This is a genomic window from Streptomyces roseoverticillatus, assembly GCF_000719265.1.
In the GTDB taxonomy this organism is placed as follows: domain Bacteria; phylum Actinomycetota; class Actinomycetes; order Streptomycetales; family Streptomycetaceae; genus Streptomyces; species Streptomyces roseoverticillatus.
Map to the genome: position 1 here is coordinate 18,270 of NZ_JOFL01000004.1, position 21,790 is coordinate 40,059.

Consider the following 21,790-nt stretch of genomic DNA (forward strand, 5'->3'; position numbering starts at 1 on the left):
GCTTTCTCCATGCACCTGCCGTGCGGCCCCACCGTGCGCGGACTTATGCCGGGCCAGACGACCCGCGGGGCGCGCATATCGCAGTATGTTCGCGCCGTGGCGGATACGACACGCATCACGGTGACGCTGCCGACCGAGCAGGTCGCCGAGCTGAAAAAGCTCACCGACAACGTCTCCGGTTATGTCGCCGAGGCGGTGGCGCGTCAGCTGCGGCACCAGCTGCTCGGCGCCGATCTGGTGTGCCACCAGGAGGAATACGGGGCCTTCACCGAGGAGGAGCTGGCAGAGGCTCGCTCCAGGATCCTCGGGGTGACGGAGGCGGGCGGGTCGGCGAGCGCGGCGTGAACGAGCGCGTCGAGACCGTCGTCCTGGACTCCCGAGGACTCTCCGCCTGGATCGCACAGGACCGCAAGATCCTCGCGATGTTCCAGGTGTTCCATGCCATGGGCGCTGATCTCGTCATCGGAGCCAGCACCATCGTGGAAGTCAGCCACGCGCGGGTGAACGTGCCCCGGCTGCAGTGGGCGCTCTCACGCGTCAAGGTCGAGCCGGTGACCGAGGGCGCGGCGAAAGCGTCTGCGGAACTGCTCAAGACCGCAGGTCTGCACGGCCACAAGTACGCGATCGACGCGACGGTCGCCGAGGTAGCACTGCGCCAGCCGGGTCCGGTGGCCGTACTCACCTCCGACGTCGATGACATGGCCCGGCTGTGCGGTGACCGCGTCCGGATCATCGGCATCTGAGGGGAGCGCCGAAGATCTCTCCGCCCCCGAGACGGCCGCGGATTCTGTTACCCGGGGCTTTTGCGTTTGCCGGGCTCAAGGGCGACCCGGACGATCTCGCGCCGCGGCCCTGTACCGGTCGCTACGGTTGAGCCATGACCGCCTTGCCCGACTGGATGCGCCCGCCGCGTGCGGAAGGCTGGTTCGCGGAGGACCTTGACCACCTGCCGGACGCGCCGCGCCACACCGAGCTGATCGACGGAGCCCTCGTCTTCATGATGTCGCCCCAGCGGTCCTGGCACGGCCGCCTCGTCACCGCTCTGACCACGGCTCTCATGAGCCAGGCGCCGGGCGGCCTCGAAGTCGAACGGGAGATGACCATCCGGCTCGACGCCCGCAACCGTCCGGAGCCGGACCTCCTGGCGACCAGGGCGCCGTACGACCCCGATCGCACTTGGTACGACCCCGCCGACGTTGTTCTGGTCGTCGAAGTGGTCTCCCCCGAGTCCGCGCACCGCGACCGCACGGTCAAGCTCCGCAAGTACGCGGAGGCCGGAATCCCGCACTACTGGTGTGTCGAGGACGAGGACGGCAGCCCGGTCGTCCACGTCTATGAGCTGGACGCCCCGACAGGCGCTTACGCCCCGGCGGGCATCTTCCGCCGGACGCTGGAGCGCCCCGTACCGTTCACGATCGGCCTCGACCTGGCCTCGCTCGTACCTGCCAGGATCCAGCAGCCGGGTGCGTAAACCACGCAGGCCGCTGCCGTTCGGCCGCGGCCTGCAGCGCACCTACTCCTGCCGTCTCCTACAGAAGACCGTTCGGGCCGTCCAGCCAGACGCGGGTATGTCCACCCCGCTCGACGGTCAGCCCGAAGCGCTCGTAGCCGGGTCTTCCGTGGGCCTCCCACCACTCGTGTGCGGCCTCCACCTCGTCCCACAGGCGCCGCGGTCCGGACTGGTAGACCTTGGCCTCGTTCCGGCCGTCACGGAAGACGGCGGCTGCCCATGACGTGTCGGAGAGCCCGTAGAGCCAGACGGTGCGTCGGCCTTCCCGTTCGCGGTCGGCTACGTGGGTGACGTCCGGTACGAGCAGGCCCGGCACGAAGCCGTCCAGGTCGGCCGCGGGCACCGAGGTGACCGAGGTGTCGGCCCGGTCCATCGCGCCCGGCGGCACGTACGCCGCGTGCTGGCGCCGCACCAGCCGCTGCGCGCGCATCCGCATGAAGCCCACCGGTCGTGTGAAGGGGCCGGACGCGCTCCGGCCGTCGTCGGCGACGACCAGGCGGGCCGTGGCCTCCGCGGGGCCGTAGTACGTGCCCCAAGGGACGAGGATGATCCCGCCGGGGACGGTCTGGTCAACCCACTCGAACGGGATGTTCCGCAGACCGCAGGTCGCGATGATCCGGTCGTACGGGGCGCGCTCGGGGAAGCCCAGGTATCCGTCGCGGTGCAGGACGCGGACCGGCAGCCCGGCCCGTTGCAACGCCGCCCGCGCGCCGGCGGCCACGACGCCGTCCACGTCCACCGTGACGACGTTCCCCGCCCCGACCCGGTGGGCGAGCAGCGCCGCGTTCCAGCCCGTGCCCGTCCCGATCTCCAGCACCCGCTGCCCTTCGCGGACGTCCAGGTCCGCGAGCATGGAGAAGACCAGGCTCGGCATGGACGACGAGGAGCTGAACGACCTTCCGGGCTCGGGTCCGTTGTGGGCGCCGTCGTCCCACTGCGTGACGATGGGGCAGTCGGAGTCGGCGTAGCTCTGCCACGCGTCCGGGTCGCGCGCCTTGTCCACCGTGCGGCTGCGGCCGGTGGCCATGTCGTGCGGCCACATCACGCCGGGCAGGAAGTCGGCCCGGCGTACGGCGTCGAAGGCGGGGACCCAGGCGGGTTCGAGGGCGCCCGTGTCGAGGAGGAGACGGCGGAGTCCGTCCCGGCCGGAGTCCACGGCGGGTGCGGTCGGCTGTGCGGTCGGCGACGTCACTTGCCGTGCGTCCCGCCGCCGGGAGGCGTCGACCCGTCCGGGGTCGGCTCGTCGGTCGGGGTCCACGGCTGCCCGGGGTGTCCGTCGCCTTCGTCCTGCGGCTTCCCGTGGCCGCCGGCCTGCACGTACGGGGTGCTCGAATGGACGCTCATTACGCTCTCCTCCGGTTGATCGGCGTGCTCCTGCTCGTGCCGCGTCCTCGCTTCTGAGAGCGCGATGACGTCGCCCCAACGGCCGTCGCGGACGGCGGTCGCGCGGGCGAGGGTGAGCCGGATGCACTTCCTGCACACACGGGAGGGGCGTTCGGGTACGGCCGGAGCCGGAGACGTGCTCATGCCGCCTCCCTCCGCATCGGCTGCCGCGTTGACCCGGCTCATGACGTTGGCCGCTGCTACGCGAGTGCTCAAGCCTTCGGGCGGTACGGGAAGTGCGCCCCCGGGGACAGGGTGGTCTGTAGCGTGGGTCCGGGGTGTGCGGTTCGCCATGTTTCGTGCCTCGTTCGTGAACGATCGGATAGATACGGAGAGTTGAGTGGGCTCTGGTCCGCAGCCAGTGAACGAGCTCTCCCCGCGCTTGCGTGACACCAAGAGGTGACCCCGAGGCGGAGTCGGGGCGGAATCGCAACCGGAGGTGACCCGGGTGGGAACACAGACACCGAACCCGCAGGAGATCGTGGCGGGTCTGTTGGACGACGAACGCTTCAGGTCCGCCTGCGGTCGGCGTGACATGGGCACCGTGTTCCGGCTGCTCAACCATCGTGGGGTCAGTACCCGACGCCTCGCCTCCCTCGTAGAGATCACTCAGGGGCGTCTGTACGACTACATGAGCGGGAAGAGCCGAGTCGAGAAACTCGCGCTCTTCGAGCAGATCGCCGATGCCCTCCACATTCCCGGAGACCTGCTCGGCCTCGCACGCCGGTCATGGGAGCCGCAGGTTCCGGCGTCGGCGGACGAGACGCCCCTGCCGCCGGACGCCGATGACCTGGATGCGGTGAGCGCATTCCGGGACGCGGATCGGCAGGCGGGCGGGGGACGGCTCTATCAGGCGGTCGTGCGCCACCTGAGCGAGAACGTCGCCCGGCGCCTCGTCGATTCGGCGAACGGGCCCAAGGCATTTGCCGCTGCCGCTGCGTTCACTGAAATGGCCGGTTGGATGGCTCATGACTCCGGGTTGGATGACCTCGCGGAGCGGCACTTCGTTCGCGCGCTTCCCCTGGCACGCATGTCCGGTGACGTGCCGCTGGCAGCCGGAGTCGCCGCCAGCAGGAGCCACCTGGCTCTGCAGTCCGGGGGTGCGGCGCAGGCCAGGCACTGGGCACGGGCCGGTCTCGGCATGGTGAGCCGAGGTCCGCGGATTCCCTCACTCGTAGCGCGGCTGTATGCCATGGAAGCCAGAGCCTTGGCAGCCGCCGGAGAGGCATCTGAGGCCGAGCGGTCCTTGGCACGAGCGCAGGCCGCTCTGCATTCGCCACGGGAGGCCGGGTCGGGCCATTCCTGGACGAGCCCGTTCGATGCCGCTTCGCTCGCCAGCGAATCCGCTCTCGTTCTCCGAGATCTCGGGAAGCACGAGGATGCCCTGAACGCGGCCCGGCAGGCGATTGACCTGCGCCTGGACGGCCGAGCCCGCTCCCTGGGGTTCAGTCGTGTCACCTTGGTGGACGTTCACCTTCACCGGACGGACCTCGACGCCGCAGTCCATGCCGGCGTCGAGCTGCTGACCACGACCAGTGCGCTGGGATCCGTACGTTTCGTCGGCCAACTGGCAGATCTTCGCCGAGCTTTCGGCCTGCACTGCGCTTACGCACCCGCGAGGGAATTCCTCCGGCTACTGGACGACGATATGAGGAAGCGATCAGTGCTTCTCGCCGACATCATGCGCTCACCCGGCACCGGCGGGACCGCATGAGGCCCGGCTCGGAGGACTCGGCGGCCCGGACGGCCTATCTGGCGGAAGGCAACGCGAAGCAGGCCCGGAAGCGCGTCGCGGCCGATGTCCTGTTCCGGGATGATGCCGGGAGATTCCTGCTGGTCAAGCCCACTTACAAGCCCGGCTGGGACCTCCCTGGAGGGATGGCGGAAGCCAATGAGGCTCCGGACGACGCCGCGGCGCGGGAATTGCATGAAGAGCTGGGCTTGGCCGTCGTGGTTCGCGGTCTCCTTGTCGTGGACTGGGTGGCGCCGCACGGCCCGTGGGACGACCAGGTGGCGTTCATTTTCGACGGGGGAGTTCTCGACAGCGGGGTAGCCGCCGCCCTCCGGCCCCGTGACGCCGAACTCTCCGAAGTGCGCTTCGTTTCCGCCCAGGACGCAGGAAAAATGCTGCGCCCCCGCCTCGCAGGTCGTTTTGCTGCCGCGGTCAAGGTCCTTGCCGGTGGCTATCCGGCCTATCTTCGGAACGGGCGGTGGACGGCAACTCCGCCTGGAACTCCCGCGTAGCGGCCGCGTAGTGCCAGGCTGCGTCCCGTACTTGGCAATAGTGCGCGATCTTCACCGGGTCAGTGATCAACTCGACGCCGGTCAGGCGATCCTCGCTGTCGAAGTGCAGGAGGGTGGCCACCCGGGAGTCGAAGAGCCAGAAGTCCTCGGCGGGCAGCCGAAGCCGCTCCGCGTCGCTGCGCCAGAGGTTGCGGATGTCTTCCCCGACGGCTGCGTTCCGCCGCGCTCCGTCGAGGAGGTAGAGCTGGCCGGGTGTGGGCGGGTTGTCCACGATCCGTACGCGTTCGAACCGCTTCCCGAGGGCGGACTGTTCGCGGCGCGAGGTGCACCATGGGTCGTCGAGGTCGTACCCGGCGTCCCGGCCCTGCATGAACCGTTGGTAGGTCTCGGTCTCCTCGTCGGACCGATAGGCCCGCCGCGTTTCGAGTCGCCATGCGGCGTGCTCGAAGGTCTCGAACATCCCGTCGAACTCGTCGAAGTCGATGAGCGTAGGCACGCGTTCCACCTCCTAGTTGTTCGGGGTCGGCTTGAGCTCCGGGCCGCGGGGGCCGGAGTCCGAGCGCTTTTTCTGAGGAATGGGGGGTTGGCTCAACCCGCCCTCCCTCCCTTCCTCTGGCTTCCAACCCCGCCTATACCACGGCGCGTTCACTTTTTGTGATCGGGTTGCGACATCCTGTCGCTGCGCCCTAGCGTTCGCAGCAACAAACAACCCCGGTCAGGTGCGGGAACACCTGCCGGGGTTTGACCACCAAGATCCGTAGGACGATCTCAATGGCTGACGCCGACTTTAGCGCTGCCCCGCGCGCTACGCACCCGCACCCCTCCGCCGCCCGCGGCTACGGCAAGCGCACCGCACCCGATCAAGCCCCGCGCCGCCGCGACGACTTCGCTCATCTCCGGCCCCGTGAAGCGTCCATCGCCGCCTTCGTCGACCGGCTTCCCGACGGGGCCTCGATGGATGCGAAGACCCTGGCGGCCCACCTCGCCGACTACGGGCAGGCCGCCTGCCGGACCGCCCTGCGGCGGCTTTCGGAGGCCGGGCATTTGCGGCGGGTGACGGAGCGGATCAAGGGTGACAGCGGTAGCTGGCACTGGGTCACGCGGACGTATTTTTCCCGTACCGCGCGGGACGACGCCTGGTGGGAGGCCGTCGTGACCAGCGGCGTTCCGCCGCAGCCCGTCGACGACCGGCCCGCTGCCCGCCCGCCCTGGGACGCGCGCTCCCGGGCTTACCTCCTCCTCGCCGGGGTCGGCCGCATCGACCCCCGGATGACGCTCTCCGCGGGCGAGTGCCAGGCCCTCGAAGGGCTCGTTCAGCAATGGCTGGATCTGGGCGCCGACGACGAGGAGGTCGTACGGGCGCTCACCGGCGGCCTGCCGCCGGAAGTGCAGTGCGCGGGGGCGTTCGCGCGGCGGCGGCTCACTCACCGGATGCCGCCCGAGCGGCCGCCGCTGCCGCCGCGGCAGCCGTCCGCGCCCTCGCGTCCGCCGCTCCGCATTCTTGAGTGCACCGTCTGCCGTACTCCCGGCCGCCCCGAAGCGCTTCCCGGTGGGCTCTGTCGTGACTGCCGGGGTGAGAGCCCGGCTGATCACCGGCCCGATCCGGCGGCTGTCCGGGACCGTGCCGACGGCATCCGGCGGCTCGTCCGGGCCGCCGCGCGGGGCACCGCCCTCCCGTCCTAGTCCTGCCTGGTCCTGTCTCGTCCTGGATTTGACGTCCCCGGCACCCCCTCCGCATCATTCCACTAACACGTTAGTGAAACGAGGGTGCCGCATGATCGCGTTCCGGATCGACCGGCGCAGTGGCGTGGCCACCTACCTGCAGCTCGTTCACCAGGTCAGGCAGGCGCTCCGGCTCGGGATGCTGGAGCCGGGGGACCGGCTGCCGACGGCCAGGGAAGTGGTGGAAGCCGTCGCCGTGAACCCGAACACCGTGCTCCGCGCCTACCGGGAGCTGGAGCGCGACGGGCTCGTCGAGCCGCGGCCGGGGCAGGGCACGTTCGTACGGCGGTCCCTGGCGCGGCCGGCCGCGGCGGCGGACTCGCCGCTGCGGGCCGAGGCCGCCGCCTGGGTGGGCCGGGCCCGCGCGGCCGGGCTGGAGCGGGAGGACGTCGCGGCGCTCACCGCTTCCGTCCTCGACGACGCCTTCCCGCTCCCCGATCCACCACCTCCCTTCATCCCGGCCCAGAAGCAGAAGCCCACGCACACGCACACGCAGGAGGAAGACACGTGACCGACGACCCCACCACCGCCCTGCGGGCGACCCGCCTGGGACGGAGGTTCCGCGGTGGCTGGGCCCTGCGCGACTGCGACTTCGCCCTGCCCGCCGGCCGGATCACCGCCCTCGTCGGCCCGAACGGCGCGGGCAAGAGCACGCTGTTCCACCTCGCCACCGGCCTGCTCCGGCCGACCTCCGGCGACCTGCGCGTCTTCGGCGCCGAGCCGGGCAGCCCGGCCGCCCGCGACCGCACCGCGTTCCTCGCCCAGGACAAGCCGCTCTACCCCCGCTTCACCGTGGACGACACCCTCCGCTTCGGCCGCGAGCTCAACGGCGACTGGGACCACGCCTCCGCCGAACGCATCGTGCGCGCCGGCAACATCCCCCTCGACGCCCGCGTCGGCGCCCTCTCCCAGGGCCAGACCACCCGCGTCGCGCTCGCCCTCGCCTTCGGCAAGCGCCCCGACCTGCTGCTCCTGGACGAACCCCTCGCCGACCTCGACCCGCTCGTCCGCATCGAGGCCATGGGCCTGGTCATGGCCGAGGTCGCCGACCGCGGCACCACCGTCGTCATGTCCTCCCACGTGCTGTCCGAGCTGGAGAACGCCTGCGACCACGTCCTGCTGCTGGGGCGCGGCGCCGTGCGCCTCGACGGCGACGCCCAGCGGCTCTGCGACACCCACGTCCGGATCACCGGGCTCGCCGACCCCGCCACGGACGACGGACTGCCGCCGGACGTCGACCGCGCCACCGTGGTCGAGGCCGCCGTCACCGGGCGGCAGGTGCACGCCCTCCTCCGTCACAGCGACTGGTCCCCGGGCGACCCGTGGATCGTCGAGAACCCCTCCCTGGAAGATCTCTTGCTCGCCTACCTGCGTTCAGACCACCCCGCCGAGGCCGCCGCATGAAGGGCACCCTCTGGCTCGCCTGGCGCCAGCAGCGCGCCCTGATCCTGACCGGCGCCGCCGTCCTCCTCGCCGTCACGGCCTGGGTCGTCGTCATGCGCACGGACATGACCGGCTTCATCAGCAGCCACCACATCGACACCGCCGGCTGCAAGGGCTGGGACGGCGGCTGCGAGAGCGAGGCCACCCTCAAGCTGCTGGACGACAACAACGGCCCCCTCCGCGCCCTCGGCTCCCTCAGCACTGCCCTCCCCGTCCTCATCGGCATCTTCTGGGGCGCGCCGCTCCTCGGCCGCGAACTGGAGAGCGGTACGTGGAAGCTCGCGCTCACCCAGGGCGTCGGCATCGGCCGCTGGTTCACGACCCGCTTCGCCCTCGCCACCGCCTCCACCGTGCTCGGCTCGGCCGTCCTCGCCGCGCTCGTCGCCTGGTGGTGGTCGCCGGTCTCCAACATGCTGGGCGGCCTCTACTGGCACGACGGCTACATCTTCAACGCCACCGGCCCCGCCGCCGTGGCCTGCGCCCTCTTCGGCCTCGCCGCCGGCACGGCCGCCGGCCTGCTGATCCGGCGCACCCTCCCCGCCATGGCCGCCGTGCTCGGCGCCGTGGTGGCCGTGCGGTTCGCGCTCAACAGCTTCCGCTCCGACTGGATCTCGCCCCAGCTGTGGATCAGCAAGGGCGACGCGCCCCGCCGGGAGATCGGCAGCGGCTGGTCGACCGGCGAGTTCGGCTTCGTCGACGCCGCGGGCCGCAAGCACGCGATCCCGGACGCCTGCCCCTGGGGCGAAGGCCTGCCCGACCTCAAGACGTGCATGGCCCAGAAGGGCTTCACCGGCCGCTACCGCACGGTCTACCCCAGCGGCGACTTCTGGACCTTCCAGTGGATCGAGACCGGCATATTCGTCGGCCTCGCCGCCGTCCTCGTGGCCGCCATCTGCTTCGTGCTGAAGCGCCGGCCCCTCCCGTAGCCCCGACGTCCCCTCCCGTAACCCGCTGCCTCTCCTGACCACGGAGGTCCCGCCCGTGTCCTCGCGCAAAGCAACCGCACTGCTCAAGAACCGCAGCAACCTCTCCCACAAGGTCCGTTACGCGGTGACCCACCCCGCCCGCATCGCCCCGTACCTCAAGCGCACCGCCCGCGACGGCTGGCTGCGCATCAAGCACCCCGACCACGTCGGCTACTACCGCGCCGTGATGGCCTCCGACACCGCCCGCAGCCCCGAGGCCGCCGTCGGCAGCAAGAGCCACGACCGCTGGCTCGCCCTCGGCAAGATGCAGTTCGACTACCTCAAGGAGCACGGCCTGGCCCCGCGCCACCGCATGCTCGACATCGGCTGCGGCAACCTCCGGGCCGGCCGGCTCTTCATCGACTACCTCGACGCCGGCCACTACTACGGCATCGACATCTCGCCCGACATCCTCATCTCCGCCAAGCGCACCCTCACCACCTACGGGCTCCAGGAGAAGCTCCCGCACCTCACCATCACCCAGAACCTCACCCTCGACTTCCTCCCCGACGCGCACTTCGACGTCGTCCACGCCCACAGCGTCTTCTCGCACTCGCCCATCGAGGTCATCGAGGAGTGCCTGGCGCACGTCGGCCGGATCCTCGCACCGGGCGGCTTCTTCGACTTCACGTTCGACCGTACGGAGGGCGCCGAGCACCAGGTGCTCCGCGAGGACTTCTACTACCGCACCGGCACGCTCCTCGCCCTCGCCGAGAAGCACGGGCTCCAGGCCCGCTTCATGGACGACTGGGAGAAGCGGCCGCACGGCCAGTCGAAGATCCGGGTGAGTCGGCCGGAGTGACGCCGGGGAACGGTGGGAACCTCGCCTCGTGAGCGATGAGACCCCCACCGCGCCCTCCCGCCAGGAACCCCACCAGGAACCCCACGAGGGCCCCCTCGGCAACCGCCTCAACCGGCTGCGGGCCGCCGTCCTCGGCGCCAACGACGGCGTGGTCTCCACGGCCGGCCTCGTCGTCGGCGTCGCCGGCGCCACGGACTCCCGCGGCACGCTGCTGACCGCCGGGCTCGCCGGACTGCTGGCCGGATCCATGTCCATGGCCGCCGGCGAGTACGTGTCGGTGAGCACCCAGCGCGACTCCGAACGGGCCGCCCTCGCCCTGGAACGCACCGAACTCGCCGTCGCGCCGCAAGCCGAACTCGACGAGCTCACCGCCCTCCTCGAAGGCAAGGGGCTCACCCGCGACCTCGCCCGCGAAGTCGCCGAACAGCTCACCGAACACGATGCCCTGCGCGCCCACGCCGAGGTCGAACTCGGCATCGACCCCGACGAGCTCACCAGCGCCTGGCAGGCCGCCGGGGCCAGCTTCCTCGCCTTCACGGCCGGATCGCTCCTGCCGCTGCTCGCCATCGTGCTCCCGCCGGCGCCCCTGCGGCTGGCGGTCACGGTGGTGGCGGTGCTCGCCGCGCTCGTGCTGTGCGGGTGGGGGAGCGCGCGGATGGGGGACGCCCCGGCGGGGCGGGCGATGCTGCGCAACGCGGCCGGGGGTGCGCTGGCCATGGCCGTCACCTACGCGGCCGGGTCGCTGCTGGGCGCGGCGGGGGTGTGACGTGCCGGGGGAGACGGACGGATCCCCGTCCGCCCGCCCCCGGCAGCCTGAACGGTCAGATGGTGATGGGGCCGCCATCGCTGAGCGTGATCAGGCAGACGTTGTTCACCTCCGCGTGGTCGGCCGGGTTCCGCGGTGCCACGTCCGGCAGTTCCTCCAGGGCGTAGTGGAGCTGCTCGAAGGACTCCATCGATTCCATGTCGGCCATGTCCGCCGCCTCCTCTGTCTCTCTGTTCTCGTGCGGTGCCTTACAGGTCCGTCCACAGGCGCGGCCCGCCGTGCCGCAGCCGCAGCAGGAACGCCAGCGCGCCCGCGGTGCCGGTTCCGTACGCGGCGGCGCAGCCGCGGCCGGTCTCGTCGAGGGTCACCAGCAGCCCGCCGGGGGTGACGGTGCTGCGGGCCGCCAGCAGGGCCGCGAGCGTCCGGGCGCCGTCGCGGAAGCGGGGCGCGCCGGTGGCACGGGCGAGGTCGAGCAGGAACTCGCCGTCCCCGGCCAGCCCGTGGCATGCCGCGGTCGTGCCGTGCCAGCGCGAGCGCAGGACCGTTTCCCCGGCCGCCAGGGCGAGTCCGAGGGCGCGCGCGTCCCCCGTGGCCCGCCAGAGCCGGACGAGGAAGGTGCCGACCCCGGACGAGCCGCCGCACCAGTGGGCGGACCGCGCGGACGAGGCCGGGGCGTCCGTGCGCCGCGGCCACCACGCGGCACCGCCTTCCTCACGCGCCGTCGCCGCCAGCGTGCCGCCGGCCCGTACCGCCGTCCGCAGGAACGCCTCCTCGCCAGTGGCCTCCGCCGCCGCCAGCAGGAAGGCGCCGACGCCGGCGACCCCGTGCGCGTACCCCAGGTGTGTGCCCCCGGCGAACGCGGAGTCGAAGTCCTCCGGCACCGGCCACACCGGCCCGTGCGAGGTGCGGCGCGCGGCGTCGAGCAGCCCTCGTGCGCAGGCCCCGGCCCGGCCGGTCGCCAGCCGCAGGTGCATGAACCCGGCGCCCGCGGCGCCGTGGCACACGTCCGGCTGGGGCCACCGCACGGGCAGGCCGCGCGCGAGGCCGCCGGCACGCGCGGCGAGCCCGTCGTCCGCCAGCAGGCCGGCGGCGTCGTGCAGCGCCCAGGCCGTGCCCGCACGGCCGAAGTACAGGCCCGGCAGGCCGGCGGGGTCGGCGGCCGTCCGCCGGACGATCCAGTCGGCCGCCGCACGTGCGGTCGTACGGGCGGAGGCCCGTACGTCCTTCGGCAGTGCGCGGGTGGCGGCGGCGCGGACGAGGAAGCCCAGGACACCGGCCGCCCCGTGCTGGACGTTGCACGGGTCCGTGCGCCGTCCGCTCGGCGTGGTGGGCCACATCCGCTCGGGGCTTCGGGGCCGGGCCGTGGCGGCGAGGTGGGACACGCCGTCGGCGAGGAGCCGGTCGAGCAGGACGTCGGACAGAGCGTGGTCGGGCAGAGGGTCGTCGGGGAGAGCGCGGTCGGACAGGGAGTCGTCGGGGAGAGCGCGGCCGGGCAGAGCCTCGTCGGAGCCGCGCCCCGGCCTCCGCTCGGAGGACTGCCCGGCCTCGCGCGGCGCCCCCGCCCGCAGCAGCGCCCCCGCTCGCGGCAGCGGCATCCTGTCCTCCGGGGCCCTCTTCCGCAGGCCGTTGATCAGGGGCGTCAGCCGCCGCGCCGTCTCTCCTTCGCGCGCCGCGAGCCGCAGCCACTCCTGGGGGACGCCGCCCGCCCCGTCCGGCGGCGGGGGGTTTTGGCCGGTGGCGAGCAGGAACAGCAGGCCGCCGAGGGCGAACAGGTCGTCCCGCGGGTCGGCGGCCGTCCCCGCGCCGGGCGCCCGGTAGCCGGGCGTGCCCGCGCGCCCCACCGCCTCGCCCGGCCCCGCCGCCAGCTCCAGGTCGATGAGGCGCAGGCCGCCACCGGGCCGCACGATCACATTGCCCGGCGCCAAGTCGCCGACGACCAGGCCGAGTCCGTGCACCGCGCCGACCAGCTCCAGCAGCGCTTCGGCGAGGGGCGCGGCCACCGGCCACGGCACGCCGGGCCCCGCCCCGGCCGACGCGTGCCCCGTCACCCATTGCGACAGCGTCGTGCCGGGCACCTTCTCGCGGACGAGGAAGACCTGGCCGTCCCGCTCGACGAGTTCCCGCGGCTGCGGCGACAGCCGCGGCGGGCCCAGCCGCGCCAGCATGTCCGCCTCGTGGCGCAGGGCCGTGCACGCCTCGCGCCCCGAGCCGTCCACCTCGATGTGCGCGAGGGCCTGCTTGACCACGACCTCCGCGCCGGTCGCCGTGTCCGTCCCGGTGTAGACGCCGCCCCGGGCCGAGCGCCGCAGGGCGCCGGTGAGGGCGTACCGCCCGGCGAGGAGCGCGGACGGCCCCGGCCCGGCGCCCCGCCCTGATCCGGTGGCCTGCCCTGATCCCGCGCCTCGTCCGGCCTGCCCCGCTCCGGCGGCCCGCTCCGGTCCGAGCGGGTCGACGGCCCACGGCGGCGGGCTGAAGCACGGCCCCCGGACGTCCTCGACCCGCTGCCCGCCGGGCGCGGTGAGCATGGTCCGGTACAGGCCGTCGGGGCTGAGCTCGGGGCGGCCGGTGAAGGCCCCGTAGCGGTAGTGCACGCGGCTGCCGGGCCGGTAGGGCCGGTCGGAGAGGACGGCCGGGCCGGGCAGGCCGGCCGTGGCCGCGTGCAGGGCCTCGGCCAGCGCGGGGAAGCCGTCGTCGGCGGCGGGGTACAGGGTGATGAACTTGCCCGCCGAACCGCGGTCGCAGTCCCGCGAGTTGACGCTGGTGAGCTGCTCTGGGCCCGCCGCGAACTTGAAGGCGCACCGCGCCCCGCGGGCCACCCCCGCCACCCGGCGGAGCACCTCGGCGGCCGCCGGGGACGCCGCGCTCACATGGATCTTCCAGCCCTGCGCGCGCGGTACGTGCAGGGGCGGGAGCGCCGTTGCCCAGACGTCGCCCACGGACACCCGCCACGCGGGCCCGGAGCCGCCGGCGGTGGCGGCCTCCAGGGTCGTGACCACGGTGCTCACAAAGGCGTTCCCGTACACGCCGGTGGGATGCCCGGCCTGCAAGTCGGCACGCCCGCGCAGAAAGAGCCTTCACTCGAACGAGTGAAGATTTCCCGTGTTCGTTCGTCGCTCAGCCGTACAGCTCTCTGTACGACGGGAACACCCCTCCCGGGCCGTCCACCGATTCCGCGGCCAGTGCCGCCTTCACCACCGCGCGCGTGACGACGTCCGCCCCGGCCGCCAGGATCTCGTTCAGGGCGCCCGCCGCCAGCAGCGTGGCCGCGTCCCCGAAGACGTCCTCGGACAGCAGCGGGCGGTCGCCCGTGGCCAGTGCGAATACGGTGTCGCCGTCATTGAGCAAGTGCACCGGGCGGACGGCGCGCGCGAGGCCGTCGTGGGACGTGCCGGCGAGCTTCTGTGCCTGGGCGCGGGTCAGCGCGGCGTCGGTGGCCACGACCACGAGCGTGGTGTTGAGCGGCGGCCGGACGGAGGCCGCCGAGCGCTTCGCGGACTCCTCCCGGGCCGCGGCCAGCCGCTGTTGCGCGGCCGCGTGCCGTGCCGCGTCGGGGCGCTCGGCCACGCCCTCGTACAGCTGCCCGTAGAGGACGCCCGTCGCCGGATCGGCCGCCGAGCCCGCCGCGTTGAGGACGGCCAGTGCCGCGACGGTCGCGCCCGAGGGCAGGACGGCGCTGGCCGTGCCCACCCCGCCCTTCATGCCGCCGGCCACCGCGCCCGTACCGGCGCCGACGTTGCCCTGCGGGACGGGCGCCCCCACGTCCTCGCGGGCCGCGGCCTCGGCGGCCTCGCGGCCCAGCGCGGCGTCGGGGCGGGCCCGCCAGTCGCCGCCGCGGCCGAGGTCGAAAAGGGCGGCGGCGGGGACGACCGGGACGACCTGGGAGGGGTCCGGGCCGACCCGGAAGCCGCGGCCGCAGTCCTCCAGCCAGGCCATCACGCCGGACGCGGCGTCCAGCCCGTAGGCGCTGCCGCCGGAAAGGACGACCGCCTCCACGCGCTGGACGAGGTTGCGCGGGTCGAGGGCGTCGGTCTCGCGGGTGCCGGGGCCGCCGCCGCGGACGTCGACGGCGGCGACGGCGCCGCCTTCCGCGGTGAGAACGACCGTGGTGCCGGTCAGTGCGCGGTCGCCGCGGTGCTGGGCGTGGCCCACGCGGATGCCGGCGACGTCGGTGAGCGCGTCCATGGCCCCGGGGGCGGGTGCGTTCGTCATGCAGCCATGCGTATCACGCCTCCGCGGGCGGTGGGTTGGTTGTGGACAGCCACACCCCGACGGCCACCGTCGCCGTCGCCACCAACCCCGCCAGCAGCACCGCCCTGTCCCCCGCGAACGTGCAGGCCAGCACCGCCAGCGCAGACACCGGGAGTACCAACTGCTGGGCCGGGCCCCGCTTGTAGTGGCGGGAGTGGATCAGCCACACCGAGAACATGAACAGCGCACCCGGGATGGTCACCGCGCTCGACGCCGCCGCCGTCGAGACGTGCGCCTTGCCGACGGCCTGCTCGACCGCCACCTCGATGCCCGCGCCGATCGCCGCCGCCGACCCGAAGACGAGGTAGTGCCCGTAGCCCCACAGGAACGCCTGGCGGTTGGAGGCCAGGTGCAGGTGGATGGGGACGGCGAAGTAGATCCAGAACGCGGCGAAGATCAGCAGCAGGCCGCCCGCCGCCATCGGCAGCAGCTCGTCCAGCGCCTCGCTCTCCTCCAGCGCCGACTGCACGGCGACCGTGGCCGCCGAGACCGTCTCGCCCAGCACGATGATGGTGAACAGCCCGTACCGCTCGGCGATGTGGTGCGGGTGCCAGGCCGTCTCCTGCGTCATCTCGGCGAGGGCCGGGACGGCCATCTCCAGGAGGGCCATCACCAGGAACACCCACGGCTTGGCCCGGTCGGGCAGGAACAGCAGCCCCAGCCAGCCCACCTGGCAGGCGCTCACCCCGGCCGCGTACTTCAGGGCCGTCCGCCGCTCCGCGCCCCTCGCGCTGAACCCGGCCCGCAGCCACTGCGAGACCAGCGCCAGCCGCATCACCAGATAGCCGAACCACACCACCGAGAAGTTGCTCTTCTCGAAGGCGCGCGGGATGCCGGCCGCCAGGATCAGCACGCCCGCGATCTGGACCAGCGTCACCACCCGGTAGAGGACGTCGTCCGTGTCGTACGCGGACGCGAACCAGGTGAAGTTCATCCACGCCCACCAGATGGTGAAGAACATCATCAGGTAGCCGGTCACGCCGTGCGCCGCATGCCCCTCGGCGAGCGCGTGCACGAGCTCGCGGCCCGCGACGGCCACCGCCACGACGAAGCACAGGTCGAAGAAGAGCTCCAGCGGCGTGGCCGTCCGGTGCTCCTCCTCGCGCCCGCGGCCCGCCATGCGGCGCAGCACGGGTCCGCCGTGCGGCGGGGCGGGTCCGCCTCCCGGCGGGGGTGCGTCCTCGCTCATACGGCGATTCTCGCCGGGCGCGGGGTCGCTCGCGCGGCGGAGGAGTGCGTACGGGGTTACGCCCGGTCCGGCACCGCCGGTTCACGTACGTGGTGGTTGCTCGCCGTTGCGGCGGGGGCATCTCCCGGGGAGTGCGTACGGGGTGCTGCCCGGTCCGGCACCGCCGGTCCGCGTCGTCGTGGTTCCTCGCCGTTGCGGCGGGAACGACGCGGCCGGGGCAGTCGCTGCCCGCCCCGTACCCTGGGCGTATGAGTGACACCGCCCCCGAGACCGCTCCGCAGCCCGCGCCGCGGCCGCGTAACCCCGCCGCCCTGATCTTCGACGACCCGCTGTCGCAGCAGTCCTCGGACGACACCGACCGCGGCTGGGGCGACCGTCCCGCCTCCGGCGGTTCCGCTGCGGATCTCGCACGCTTCCTGGACGAGAAGCCCCCGCACCACATCTGAGCCCGCGGGGCCTACCGGGGCGCGGGCACCGTCTCCGAGCCCGGCTCGCGCCGCTGCTCCACGAGCGCGTCGCGGATCTGGGCGAGCAGCTCCAGCTCGGTCTCCTTGGCGGGGGCGGCCGGCTGCCGCGCCGCCTGCCGGTCCTGCCAGCGCTTCATCGGCAGCAGCATCAGGAAGTAGACGACCGCGGCCGTGATGAGGAAGGTCAGCGAGGCGCTGAGCACCGAGCCCCACTGGAGCGAGACGCCCTGCGTGACCTCGCCGGTCTTGGCGTTCACGGCGCAGGGGCCCTTGATGCAGACCGCGTAGTGGTCGAGGTCCTTCGTGCCGAAGGCGCCCACGACCGGATTGATCACGCCCTTGACCACCGCGTTCACGATGTTCGTGAACGCGGCGCCGATGACGACGGCGACGGCGAGGTCTATGACGTTGCCCCGCATCAGGAACGCCTTGAAGCCGCCCAGGACCCCGGTCTTCGTCGTCACTGCTCAAGCCTTTCTGTCACTGCTTCCGCCCGGATGGCCCGGATATTCCGGAATGAAGGATTCCATATCCGGCCCGGGGGCGGGGCGGCCGTCAGGGCAGTTCGATGCCCAGGTCCCACCCCTTGTGCGCGTCCGCGCACAGGCAGTTGCGCTCCTTGGTCTCCGGCAGGGCGGTCACGGCCGCGAAGAGTACCTCGCGCAGCCGGCCCACGTTCTCCCCGAAGACCCGCATGACCTCGTCGTGCGAGACGCCCTCGCCGGACTCGGCGCCCGCGTCCAGGTCCGTGACCAGCGCCATCGAGGTGTAGCAGAGCTCCAGCTCGCGGGCGAGGACGGCCTCGGGGTGCCCGGTCATGCCGACGACCGACCAGCCCTGGGCGGCGTGCCAGCGCGACTCGGCGCGGGTCGAGAAGCGCGGCCCCTCTATGACGACCATCGTGCCGCCGTCCACCACCGGCTCCCAGCCCTTGCCGCGCGCCACCGCGACCGCCACCGCGCGGCCGGTGGGGCAGTAGGGGTCGGCGAAGCTGGTGTGGACGACGTTGGGCACCCGGCCGTCGGGCAGCATCTCGCCGTCGAAGTAGGACTGCGTCCGTGCCTTCGTGCGGTCCACGAGCTGGTCCGGCACGACGAGCGTGCCCGGCCCGTACTGCGGCTGCAGGCCGCCGACCGCGCACGGGGCGAGGACCTGGCGCACGCCGAGCGAGCGCAGGGCCCACAGGTTGGCCCGGTAGTTGATGCGGTGGGGCGGCAGGTGGTGGCCGCGGCCGTGGCGGGGGAGGAAGGCGACCCGCCGCCCGGCGAGCTCGCCGACGAAGACGGAGTCGCTGGGCGACCCGTACGGGGTCATCACCGTGACCTCGGTCACGTCCTCCAGGAAGGAGTAGAAGCCCGACCCGCCGATGACGCCTATGTCCGCACGCGCGCTGTGCATTTCGACCATGGACGTCACCCTAACGGCGGGGGACGGTACGCCACAGGGCCCTTCACCTCCGCAGGGGATCCGTGCGGGATCCGTAAGGATCCGCAGGGGATCCGCGGGAGGTGAAGGGCCCTGTGGGCGAAAGCGCGGTCAGCCTCAGGCGGCCGAGGTGCCGGTGGCCGCGGGCGCAGCCGACGACGGCTTCGACTCGCTGCTCTTCGCGGCCGGAGTCGTGCTCGTGGTGCTGGACGACGAGGAGGACGAGGACTTCGCGGGCGAGCTGCTGGACGACGAGCCGCGGCTGTCGTTCCGGTAGAAGCCGGAGCCCTTGAAGACGATGCCGACCGCAGAGAAGACCTTCTTCAGGCGTCCCTGGCAGCTGGGGCACTCGGTCAAGGCGTCATCGGTGAACTTCTGCACCGCCTCGAGGCCCTCGCCGCACTCGGTGCACTGGTACTGGTAAGTCGGCACTTGTTCCTCCTGGCACTCTCAGTCGTTGAGTGCTAACGACGCTCCATACTGCAGTATTCCGGTCCCTCAGTCCACCGGAACGGCCTCACGGTGACCGACCCCACGTGCCGCGACGACCGACTCCGAGCGCGGGGTCAGGGCCTTGCGCAGCGCCAGCAGGACCAGCAGCGCGACCGCCGTGCCGCCCAGCGGCACCAGGAAACCGGTGCTCGCGCCGTGGGAGTCGATCAGCCGGCCGCCCACGGTCGCCCCGGCCGCCTGGCCGAGGCCGACGGCGCCGGTGAGCCAGGTGAACGCCTCGGTGCGGGCGCCCGCCGGGACCAGCTTCTCCACCAGCGTGTAGCCGGTGATCAGCGACGGCGCGATGCACAGACCCACGGCCATGCCGAGGGCGCCCAGCAGCACCATGTGGTGCGCGGCCCACAGCGGGGTCGTGGCCAGCACCAGCAGCGGGTAGGCCAGCAGCAGGCGGTGCTGCGGGCTCGTCTTCCAGGCGATGACGCCGCAGGCGATGCCCGCGATCATGTTTCCGGCCGCGAAGGCGCCGTACATCAGGCCGTTCAGGCCCGGCTCGCCCATCTCCTTGGTGAAGGCGGTCATCGAGACCTGCATGCCGCCGAAGACGGTGCCGATGCCCAGCATGACGATCGCCAGCACCCGCACGCCCGGCACGGACAGCGCCGAGACGCGCTTGCCGGCCTCGGTCGCACCTGCGGCCCCGCGGCTCGCCTGCGGCTGCGTGCGCCGCTGCGTGGCGAACAGCAGACCGCCGGCCAGCGTCAGCACGGCCTCCGCGACCAGGCCGGCGGCCGGGTGGACGCCGGTGCACAGCGCCGTGGCCAGCACCGGGCCGATCACGAAGGTGAACTCGTCGGTGACGGACTCGAAGGCCGCCGCCGTGGACATCAGGGGCGAGCCGTCGAGCTTGCTCGCCCACCGGGCCCGGACCATGGGGCCGATCTGCGGGGTCGAGGCGCCGGCCGGCACGGCCGCCGCCAGCAGTGCCCACAGGGGCGCGTCCGACAGCGCGAGCACCGTCAGCAGCGAGATCGCCGCCGCGTGCACGATGACGCCGGGGATCAGGACCGCGGCCTGGCCGAAGCGGTCCGCGAGCTTGCCGCTCTGCGGCGCGAACAGGGCCATCGCCACGCCCGCGGTCGCCGAGACGGTGCCCGCGGTGCCGTACGAGCCGGTGGTGTCGTTGACCAGCAGCAGAATGCCGATGGTCAGCATTGCGAACGGCTGCCGGGCCAGGAAGCCCGGCAGCAGGAACGTCCACGCGCCGGGGGTGCGCAGCAGCTGCCCGTATCCGGGCCGTTCGTTGACCGTGGATGCCACGGCCCAGGCCTTTCCGCCGCCTGGTAGCGCGCCACCGGACGGCAAGCCGCCACGGAGCGCGCCGAGAGCTGTCCTCTCGCGCAGGACCGTGGTAGATGCCTTCCGGCCGCCTCGTGCGACCGCGGCCGCCGTGCGGTCGCGCCAGCCCTGCATCAGGCAGAGTTGGTTCGGTGTGAATCTGGGGAATCCTCCCGCGGGGAGCGGGAGTGAATGATTACTTCCTCTTTATCATACGGGGACCCTTGGATATGCCTATGGCCTTCGTCACAGAGGGCCCGGCGGAGTGCTCCGCGTGCTCCCCGGTCGTCCCCAGCCAGCCCGCGAGCTTGCCGCCCTCGCCGACCGCCCGCAGCCGCTTCTCGGTCGCGTCGCGCACCGGGTCCGTGGCCACCACCAGCAGCTCGTCGCCCAGCCGCAGCACGGTCGACGGCCCGGGCACGAAGCTCTTGCTGTCCCGTACGACCAGCGTGACCGCCGCCCCGGCGGGCAGCCGCAGCTCCGAGACCTCCACGCCGTGCATCCGCGAGCCCTCCGGGATGGACACCGACAGCAGGTGGCCGCGCAGCCGCTCCAGCGGCGCGGACTCGATGCCGAGGTCCTCCGGCGGCTCCTTCTCGCCCAGCCGCAGGTGCCGGGCCAGCCAGGGCAGCGTCGGCCCCTGGACCAGGGTGTAGACGATCACCAGCACGAAGACGATGTTGAAGATCGTGCGGCTGTCCTCCACCCCGGCCACCATCGGGATGGTGGCGAGGACGATCGGCACGGCCCCGCGCAGCCCGGCCCACGACAGCAGCGCCTTCTCCTGCCAGGGCGTCCGGAAGGGCGCCGTGCTGAGGAAGACGGACACCGGCCGCGCGACCATCGTCAGGACCAGCCCCACGACCAGCGCGGGCAGGATGTCGTCGCCCAGCTCGTGCGGGGTGACCAGCAGGCCCAGCAGGACGAACATGCCGATCTGGGCGATCCAGCCGAGCCCCTCGGCGAAGCCGCGCGTGGCCGGCCAGTGCGGCAGCTTGGCGTTGCCGAGGATCAGCGCCGCGAGGTAGACGGCGAGGAAGCCGGAGCCGTGCGCGAGGGCGCCGCCCGCGTAGGCCGCGGTGGCGATGGCCATCACGGCGATGGGATAGAGGCCGGAGGCGGGCAGGGCCACGCGCCGCAGCGTGTACGAGCCGAGGAAGCCGATGGCGATGCCGATGGCGGCGCCGATCGCCAGCTCCAGGGCGATCTTCCCGAGGAGCAGGTACCAGTGCTCGACGGGCCCGGCCGCCGAGAAGGCGACGACGAGGATGACGACGGGGGCGTCGTTGAAGCCGGACTCGGCCTCCAGGACACCGGTGAGCCGGGACGGCAGGGGAACGTTGCGCAGGACGGAGAAGACGGCCGCCGCGTCCGTCGAGGACACCACCGCACCGATGATCAGGGCCTGCCGCCACTCGACGCCGGCCAGGTAGTGCGCGGCGGCGGCCGTGAGGCCCACGCTCACCGCGACGCCGAAGGTGGACAGCACGGCCGCCGCGGGCAGCGCGGGTTTGATTTCGTGCCACTTCGTACCGAGTCCGCCCTCGGCGAGGATGACGACCAGGGCGGCGTAGCCGATCACCTGGGTCAGGCCCACGTCGTTGAAGGAGACGCCGATGCCGTCCTGGCCGATGGCGACCCCGATGCCGAGGTAGATGAGCAGGCTCGGCAGCCCGCTGCGCGAAGAGATGCGCACCGCCGCCACCGCGACGAGCAGCACGAGGGAGCAGATCAGCAGGAGTTCGTTGAGGTGGTGGACAGTCAGGGGCCGGTCCCTTCACGAGTGCACAGGAGTGCTTTGCCACGAACAGGGCCGGAACGTTCCTCCGGCCCATCGG

24 protein-coding genes are annotated in these 21,790 nt (G+C 72.6%); 12 read left to right on the top strand and 12 right to left on the bottom strand.

All coding sequences use genetic code 11. The annotated features are described in order from the left end of the window. The first annotated feature begins 96 nt into the window (after window positions 1-96). The 3 genes from IF61_RS0105350 (at window position 97) to IF61_RS0105360 (ending at window position 1,471) form a co-directional block, all read left to right on the top strand. Window positions 97-345: a hypothetical protein gene (locus IF61_RS0105350; protein ID WP_030365068.1), complete on the top strand. Its 249-nt coding sequence runs from the start codon at window positions 97-99 to the stop codon at window positions 343-345. Beyond that, window positions 342-743, top strand: a complete 402-nt coding sequence (locus IF61_RS0105355; RefSeq protein ID WP_030365069.1) for a hypothetical protein — start codon at window positions 342-344, stop codon at window positions 741-743. The genes IF61_RS0105350 and IF61_RS0105355 overlap by 4 nt, the downstream gene beginning before the upstream one ends. A 134-nt stretch (window positions 744-877) precedes the next feature. Continuing rightward, complete coding sequence (locus IF61_RS0105360; protein ID WP_030365070.1) at window positions 878-1,471, top strand: Uma2 family endonuclease; 594 nt, start codon at window positions 878-880, stop codon at window positions 1,469-1,471. Window positions 1,472-1,529: 58 nt separating this feature from the next. On the opposite strand, the gene IF61_RS0105365 is transcribed toward IF61_RS0105360, so the two are convergent. Continuing rightward, window positions 1,530-2,702: a methyltransferase domain-containing protein gene (locus IF61_RS0105365; protein ID WP_245684415.1), complete on the bottom strand. Its 1,173-nt coding sequence runs from the start codon at window positions 2,700-2,702 to the stop codon at window positions 1,530-1,532. After that, window positions 2,699-3,037 (bottom strand): hypothetical protein, encoded by a 339-nt coding sequence (locus tag IF61_RS32025; RefSeq protein ID WP_157848544.1) that lies wholly within the window; start codon window positions 3,035-3,037, stop codon window positions 2,699-2,701. Before IF61_RS32025 ends, IF61_RS0105365 begins: the two co-directional genes overlap by 4 nt. Before the next feature lie 304 nt (window positions 3,038-3,341). Between IF61_RS32025 and IF61_RS0105375 the strand changes: the two genes are divergently transcribed. Together IF61_RS0105375 and IF61_RS33900 are read left to right on the top strand one after the other, a co-directional pair. Further along, the gene (locus IF61_RS0105375; RefSeq protein ID WP_245684416.1) at window positions 3,342-4,607 is read left to right on the top strand and encodes a helix-turn-helix domain-containing protein; all 1,266 of its coding nucleotides are present in this window, start codon (window positions 3,342-3,344) and stop codon (window positions 4,605-4,607) included. Next, window positions 4,604-5,137, top strand: coding sequence for an NUDIX domain-containing protein (locus IF61_RS33900; protein ID WP_043187938.1), 534 nt, complete (start codon window positions 4,604-4,606; stop codon window positions 5,135-5,137). The genes IF61_RS0105375 and IF61_RS33900 overlap by 4 nt, the downstream gene beginning before the upstream one ends. Here IF61_RS33900 and IF61_RS0105380 read toward each other — a convergent pair. Further along, complete coding sequence (locus tag IF61_RS0105380) at window positions 5,058-5,633, bottom strand: DUF6879 family protein (protein ID WP_052392424.1); 576 nt, start codon at window positions 5,631-5,633, stop codon at window positions 5,058-5,060. The genes IF61_RS33900 and IF61_RS0105380 overlap by 80 nt on opposite strands. Before the next feature lie 275 nt (window positions 5,634-5,908). Here IF61_RS0105380 and IF61_RS0105385 point away from each other — a divergent pair, with 275 nt between their 5' ends. The 6 genes from IF61_RS0105385 to IF61_RS0105410 all read left to right on the top strand — a co-directional run bounded on the left by IF61_RS0105385 (window position 5,909) and on the right by IF61_RS0105410 (window position 10,835). Further along, window positions 5,909-6,820 (top strand): hypothetical protein, encoded by a 912-nt coding sequence (locus IF61_RS0105385; RefSeq protein ID WP_030365074.1) that lies wholly within the window; start codon window positions 5,909-5,911, stop codon window positions 6,818-6,820. 91 nt (window positions 6,821-6,911) lie between these two features. Next, entirely contained in the window at window positions 6,912-7,370 is a 459-nt protein-coding gene (locus IF61_RS0105390; protein WP_030365075.1) for a GntR family transcriptional regulator, read from the top strand. Beyond that, window positions 7,367-8,263, top strand: coding sequence for an ATP-binding cassette domain-containing protein (locus IF61_RS37410; protein WP_030365076.1), 897 nt, complete (start codon window positions 7,367-7,369; stop codon window positions 8,261-8,263). Before IF61_RS0105390 ends, IF61_RS37410 begins: the two co-directional genes overlap by 4 nt. Next, a complete protein-coding gene (locus tag IF61_RS0105400; protein WP_030365077.1) occupies window positions 8,260-9,228 on the top strand; it encodes a hypothetical protein in 969 nt (322 codons plus the stop codon). The genes IF61_RS37410 and IF61_RS0105400 overlap by 4 nt, the downstream gene beginning before the upstream one ends. A 55-nt stretch (window positions 9,229-9,283) precedes the next feature. Next, window positions 9,284-10,069, top strand: a complete 786-nt coding sequence (locus IF61_RS0105405) for a class I SAM-dependent DNA methyltransferase (protein WP_030365078.1) — start codon at window positions 9,284-9,286, stop codon at window positions 10,067-10,069. Window positions 10,070-10,097: 28 nt separating this feature from the next. After that, complete coding sequence (locus IF61_RS0105410; RefSeq protein ID WP_030365079.1) at window positions 10,098-10,835, top strand: VIT1/CCC1 transporter family protein; 738 nt, start codon at window positions 10,098-10,100, stop codon at window positions 10,833-10,835. A gap of 55 nt (window positions 10,836-10,890) precedes the next feature. Here the strand turns inward: IF61_RS0105410 and IF61_RS35710 are convergent, their stop codons facing one another. The 4 genes from IF61_RS35710 to IF61_RS0105430 form a co-directional block, all read right to left on the bottom strand. Continuing rightward, a complete protein-coding gene (locus IF61_RS35710; RefSeq protein WP_157848545.1) occupies window positions 10,891-11,043 on the bottom strand; it encodes a hypothetical protein in 153 nt (50 codons plus the stop codon). A gap of 40 nt (window positions 11,044-11,083) precedes the next feature. Further along, complete coding sequence (lanL, locus tag IF61_RS0105420) at window positions 11,084-13,840, bottom strand: class IV lanthionine synthetase LanL (protein WP_052392425.1); 2,757 nt, start codon at window positions 13,838-13,840, stop codon at window positions 11,084-11,086. Between the two features lie 109 nt (window positions 13,841-13,949). After that, complete coding sequence (locus IF61_RS0105425; protein WP_030365081.1) at window positions 13,950-15,044, bottom strand: P1 family peptidase; 1,095 nt, start codon at window positions 15,042-15,044, stop codon at window positions 13,950-13,952. A gap of 13 nt (window positions 15,045-15,057) precedes the next feature. Beyond that, on the bottom strand, window positions 15,058-16,272 hold the full coding sequence (locus tag IF61_RS0105430; protein WP_052392426.1) for a low temperature requirement protein A: 1,215 nt from the start codon (window positions 16,270-16,272) through the stop codon (window positions 15,058-15,060). Between the two features lie 248 nt (window positions 16,273-16,520). Between IF61_RS0105430 and IF61_RS0105435 the strand changes: the two genes are divergently transcribed. After that, window positions 16,521-16,718 carry a hypothetical protein gene (locus tag IF61_RS0105435; RefSeq protein WP_030365083.1) on the top strand — a complete coding sequence of 66 codons (198 nt, stop codon included), beginning with the start codon at window positions 16,521-16,523 and terminating at the stop codon, window positions 16,716-16,718. A gap of 11 nt (window positions 16,719-16,729) precedes the next feature. On the opposite strand, the gene mscL is transcribed toward IF61_RS0105435, so the two are convergent. The 5 genes from mscL to IF61_RS0105460 form a co-directional block, all read right to left on the bottom strand. Continuing rightward, entirely contained in the window at window positions 16,730-17,203 is a 474-nt protein-coding gene (gene mscL / locus IF61_RS0105440; RefSeq protein WP_030365084.1) for a large conductance mechanosensitive channel protein MscL, read from the bottom strand. A gap of 91 nt (window positions 17,204-17,294) precedes the next feature. Then, window positions 17,295-18,146 carry an S-methyl-5'-thioadenosine phosphorylase gene (locus tag IF61_RS0105445; RefSeq protein WP_030365085.1) on the bottom strand — a complete coding sequence of 284 codons (852 nt, stop codon included), beginning with the start codon at window positions 18,144-18,146 and terminating at the stop codon, window positions 17,295-17,297. A 135-nt stretch (window positions 18,147-18,281) separates the two neighbouring features. Beyond that, the gene (locus IF61_RS33905; protein ID WP_030365086.1) at window positions 18,282-18,596 is read right to left on the bottom strand and encodes an FmdB family zinc ribbon protein; all 315 of its coding nucleotides are present in this window, start codon (window positions 18,594-18,596) and stop codon (window positions 18,282-18,284) included. Between the two features lie 66 nt (window positions 18,597-18,662). Further along, window positions 18,663-19,934, bottom strand: coding sequence for an MFS transporter (locus IF61_RS0105455; protein WP_030365087.1), 1,272 nt, complete (start codon window positions 19,932-19,934; stop codon window positions 18,663-18,665). 214 nt (window positions 19,935-20,148) lie between these two features. Then, on the bottom strand, window positions 20,149-21,717 hold the full coding sequence (locus IF61_RS0105460) for a potassium/proton antiporter (RefSeq protein ID WP_245684424.1): 1,569 nt from the start codon (window positions 21,715-21,717) through the stop codon (window positions 20,149-20,151). Between the last annotated feature and the right edge of the window lie 73 nt (window positions 21,718-21,790).

Coding starts and splice junctions, on each gene's coding strand:
- IF61_RS0105390 (WP_030365075.1), top strand. CDS start 6,912: ATGATCGCGTTCCGGATCGACCGGCGCAGTGGCGTGGCCACCTACCTG.
- IF61_RS0105430 (WP_052392426.1), bottom strand. CDS start 16,272: ATGAGCGAGGACGCACCCCCGCCGGGAGGCGGACCCGCCCCGCCGCAC.
- IF61_RS0105400 (WP_030365077.1), top strand. CDS start 8,260: ATGAAGGGCACCCTCTGGCTCGCCTGGCGCCAGCAGCGCGCCCTGATC.
- IF61_RS33900 (WP_043187938.1), top strand. CDS start 4,604: ATGAGGCCCGGCTCGGAGGACTCGGCGGCCCGGACGGCCTATCTGGCG.
- IF61_RS35710 (WP_157848545.1), bottom strand. CDS start 11,043: ATGGCCGACATGGAATCGATGGAGTCCTTCGAGCAGCTCCACTACGCC.
- IF61_RS0105435 (WP_030365083.1), top strand. CDS start 16,521: ATGAGTGACACCGCCCCCGAGACCGCTCCGCAGCCCGCGCCGCGGCCG.
- IF61_RS0105360 (WP_030365070.1), top strand. CDS start 878: ATGACCGCCTTGCCCGACTGGATGCGCCCGCCGCGTGCGGAAGGCTGG.
- IF61_RS0105425 (WP_030365081.1), bottom strand. CDS start 15,044: ATGACGAACGCACCCGCCCCCGGGGCCATGGACGCGCTCACCGACGTC.
- IF61_RS32025 (WP_157848544.1), bottom strand. CDS start 3,037: ATGAGCACGTCTCCGGCTCCGGCCGTACCCGAACGCCCCTCCCGTGTG.
- IF61_RS0105385 (WP_030365074.1), top strand. CDS start 5,909: ATGGCTGACGCCGACTTTAGCGCTGCCCCGCGCGCTACGCACCCGCAC.
- IF61_RS0105445 (WP_030365085.1), bottom strand. CDS start 18,146: ATGGTCGAAATGCACAGCGCGCGTGCGGACATAGGCGTCATCGGCGGG.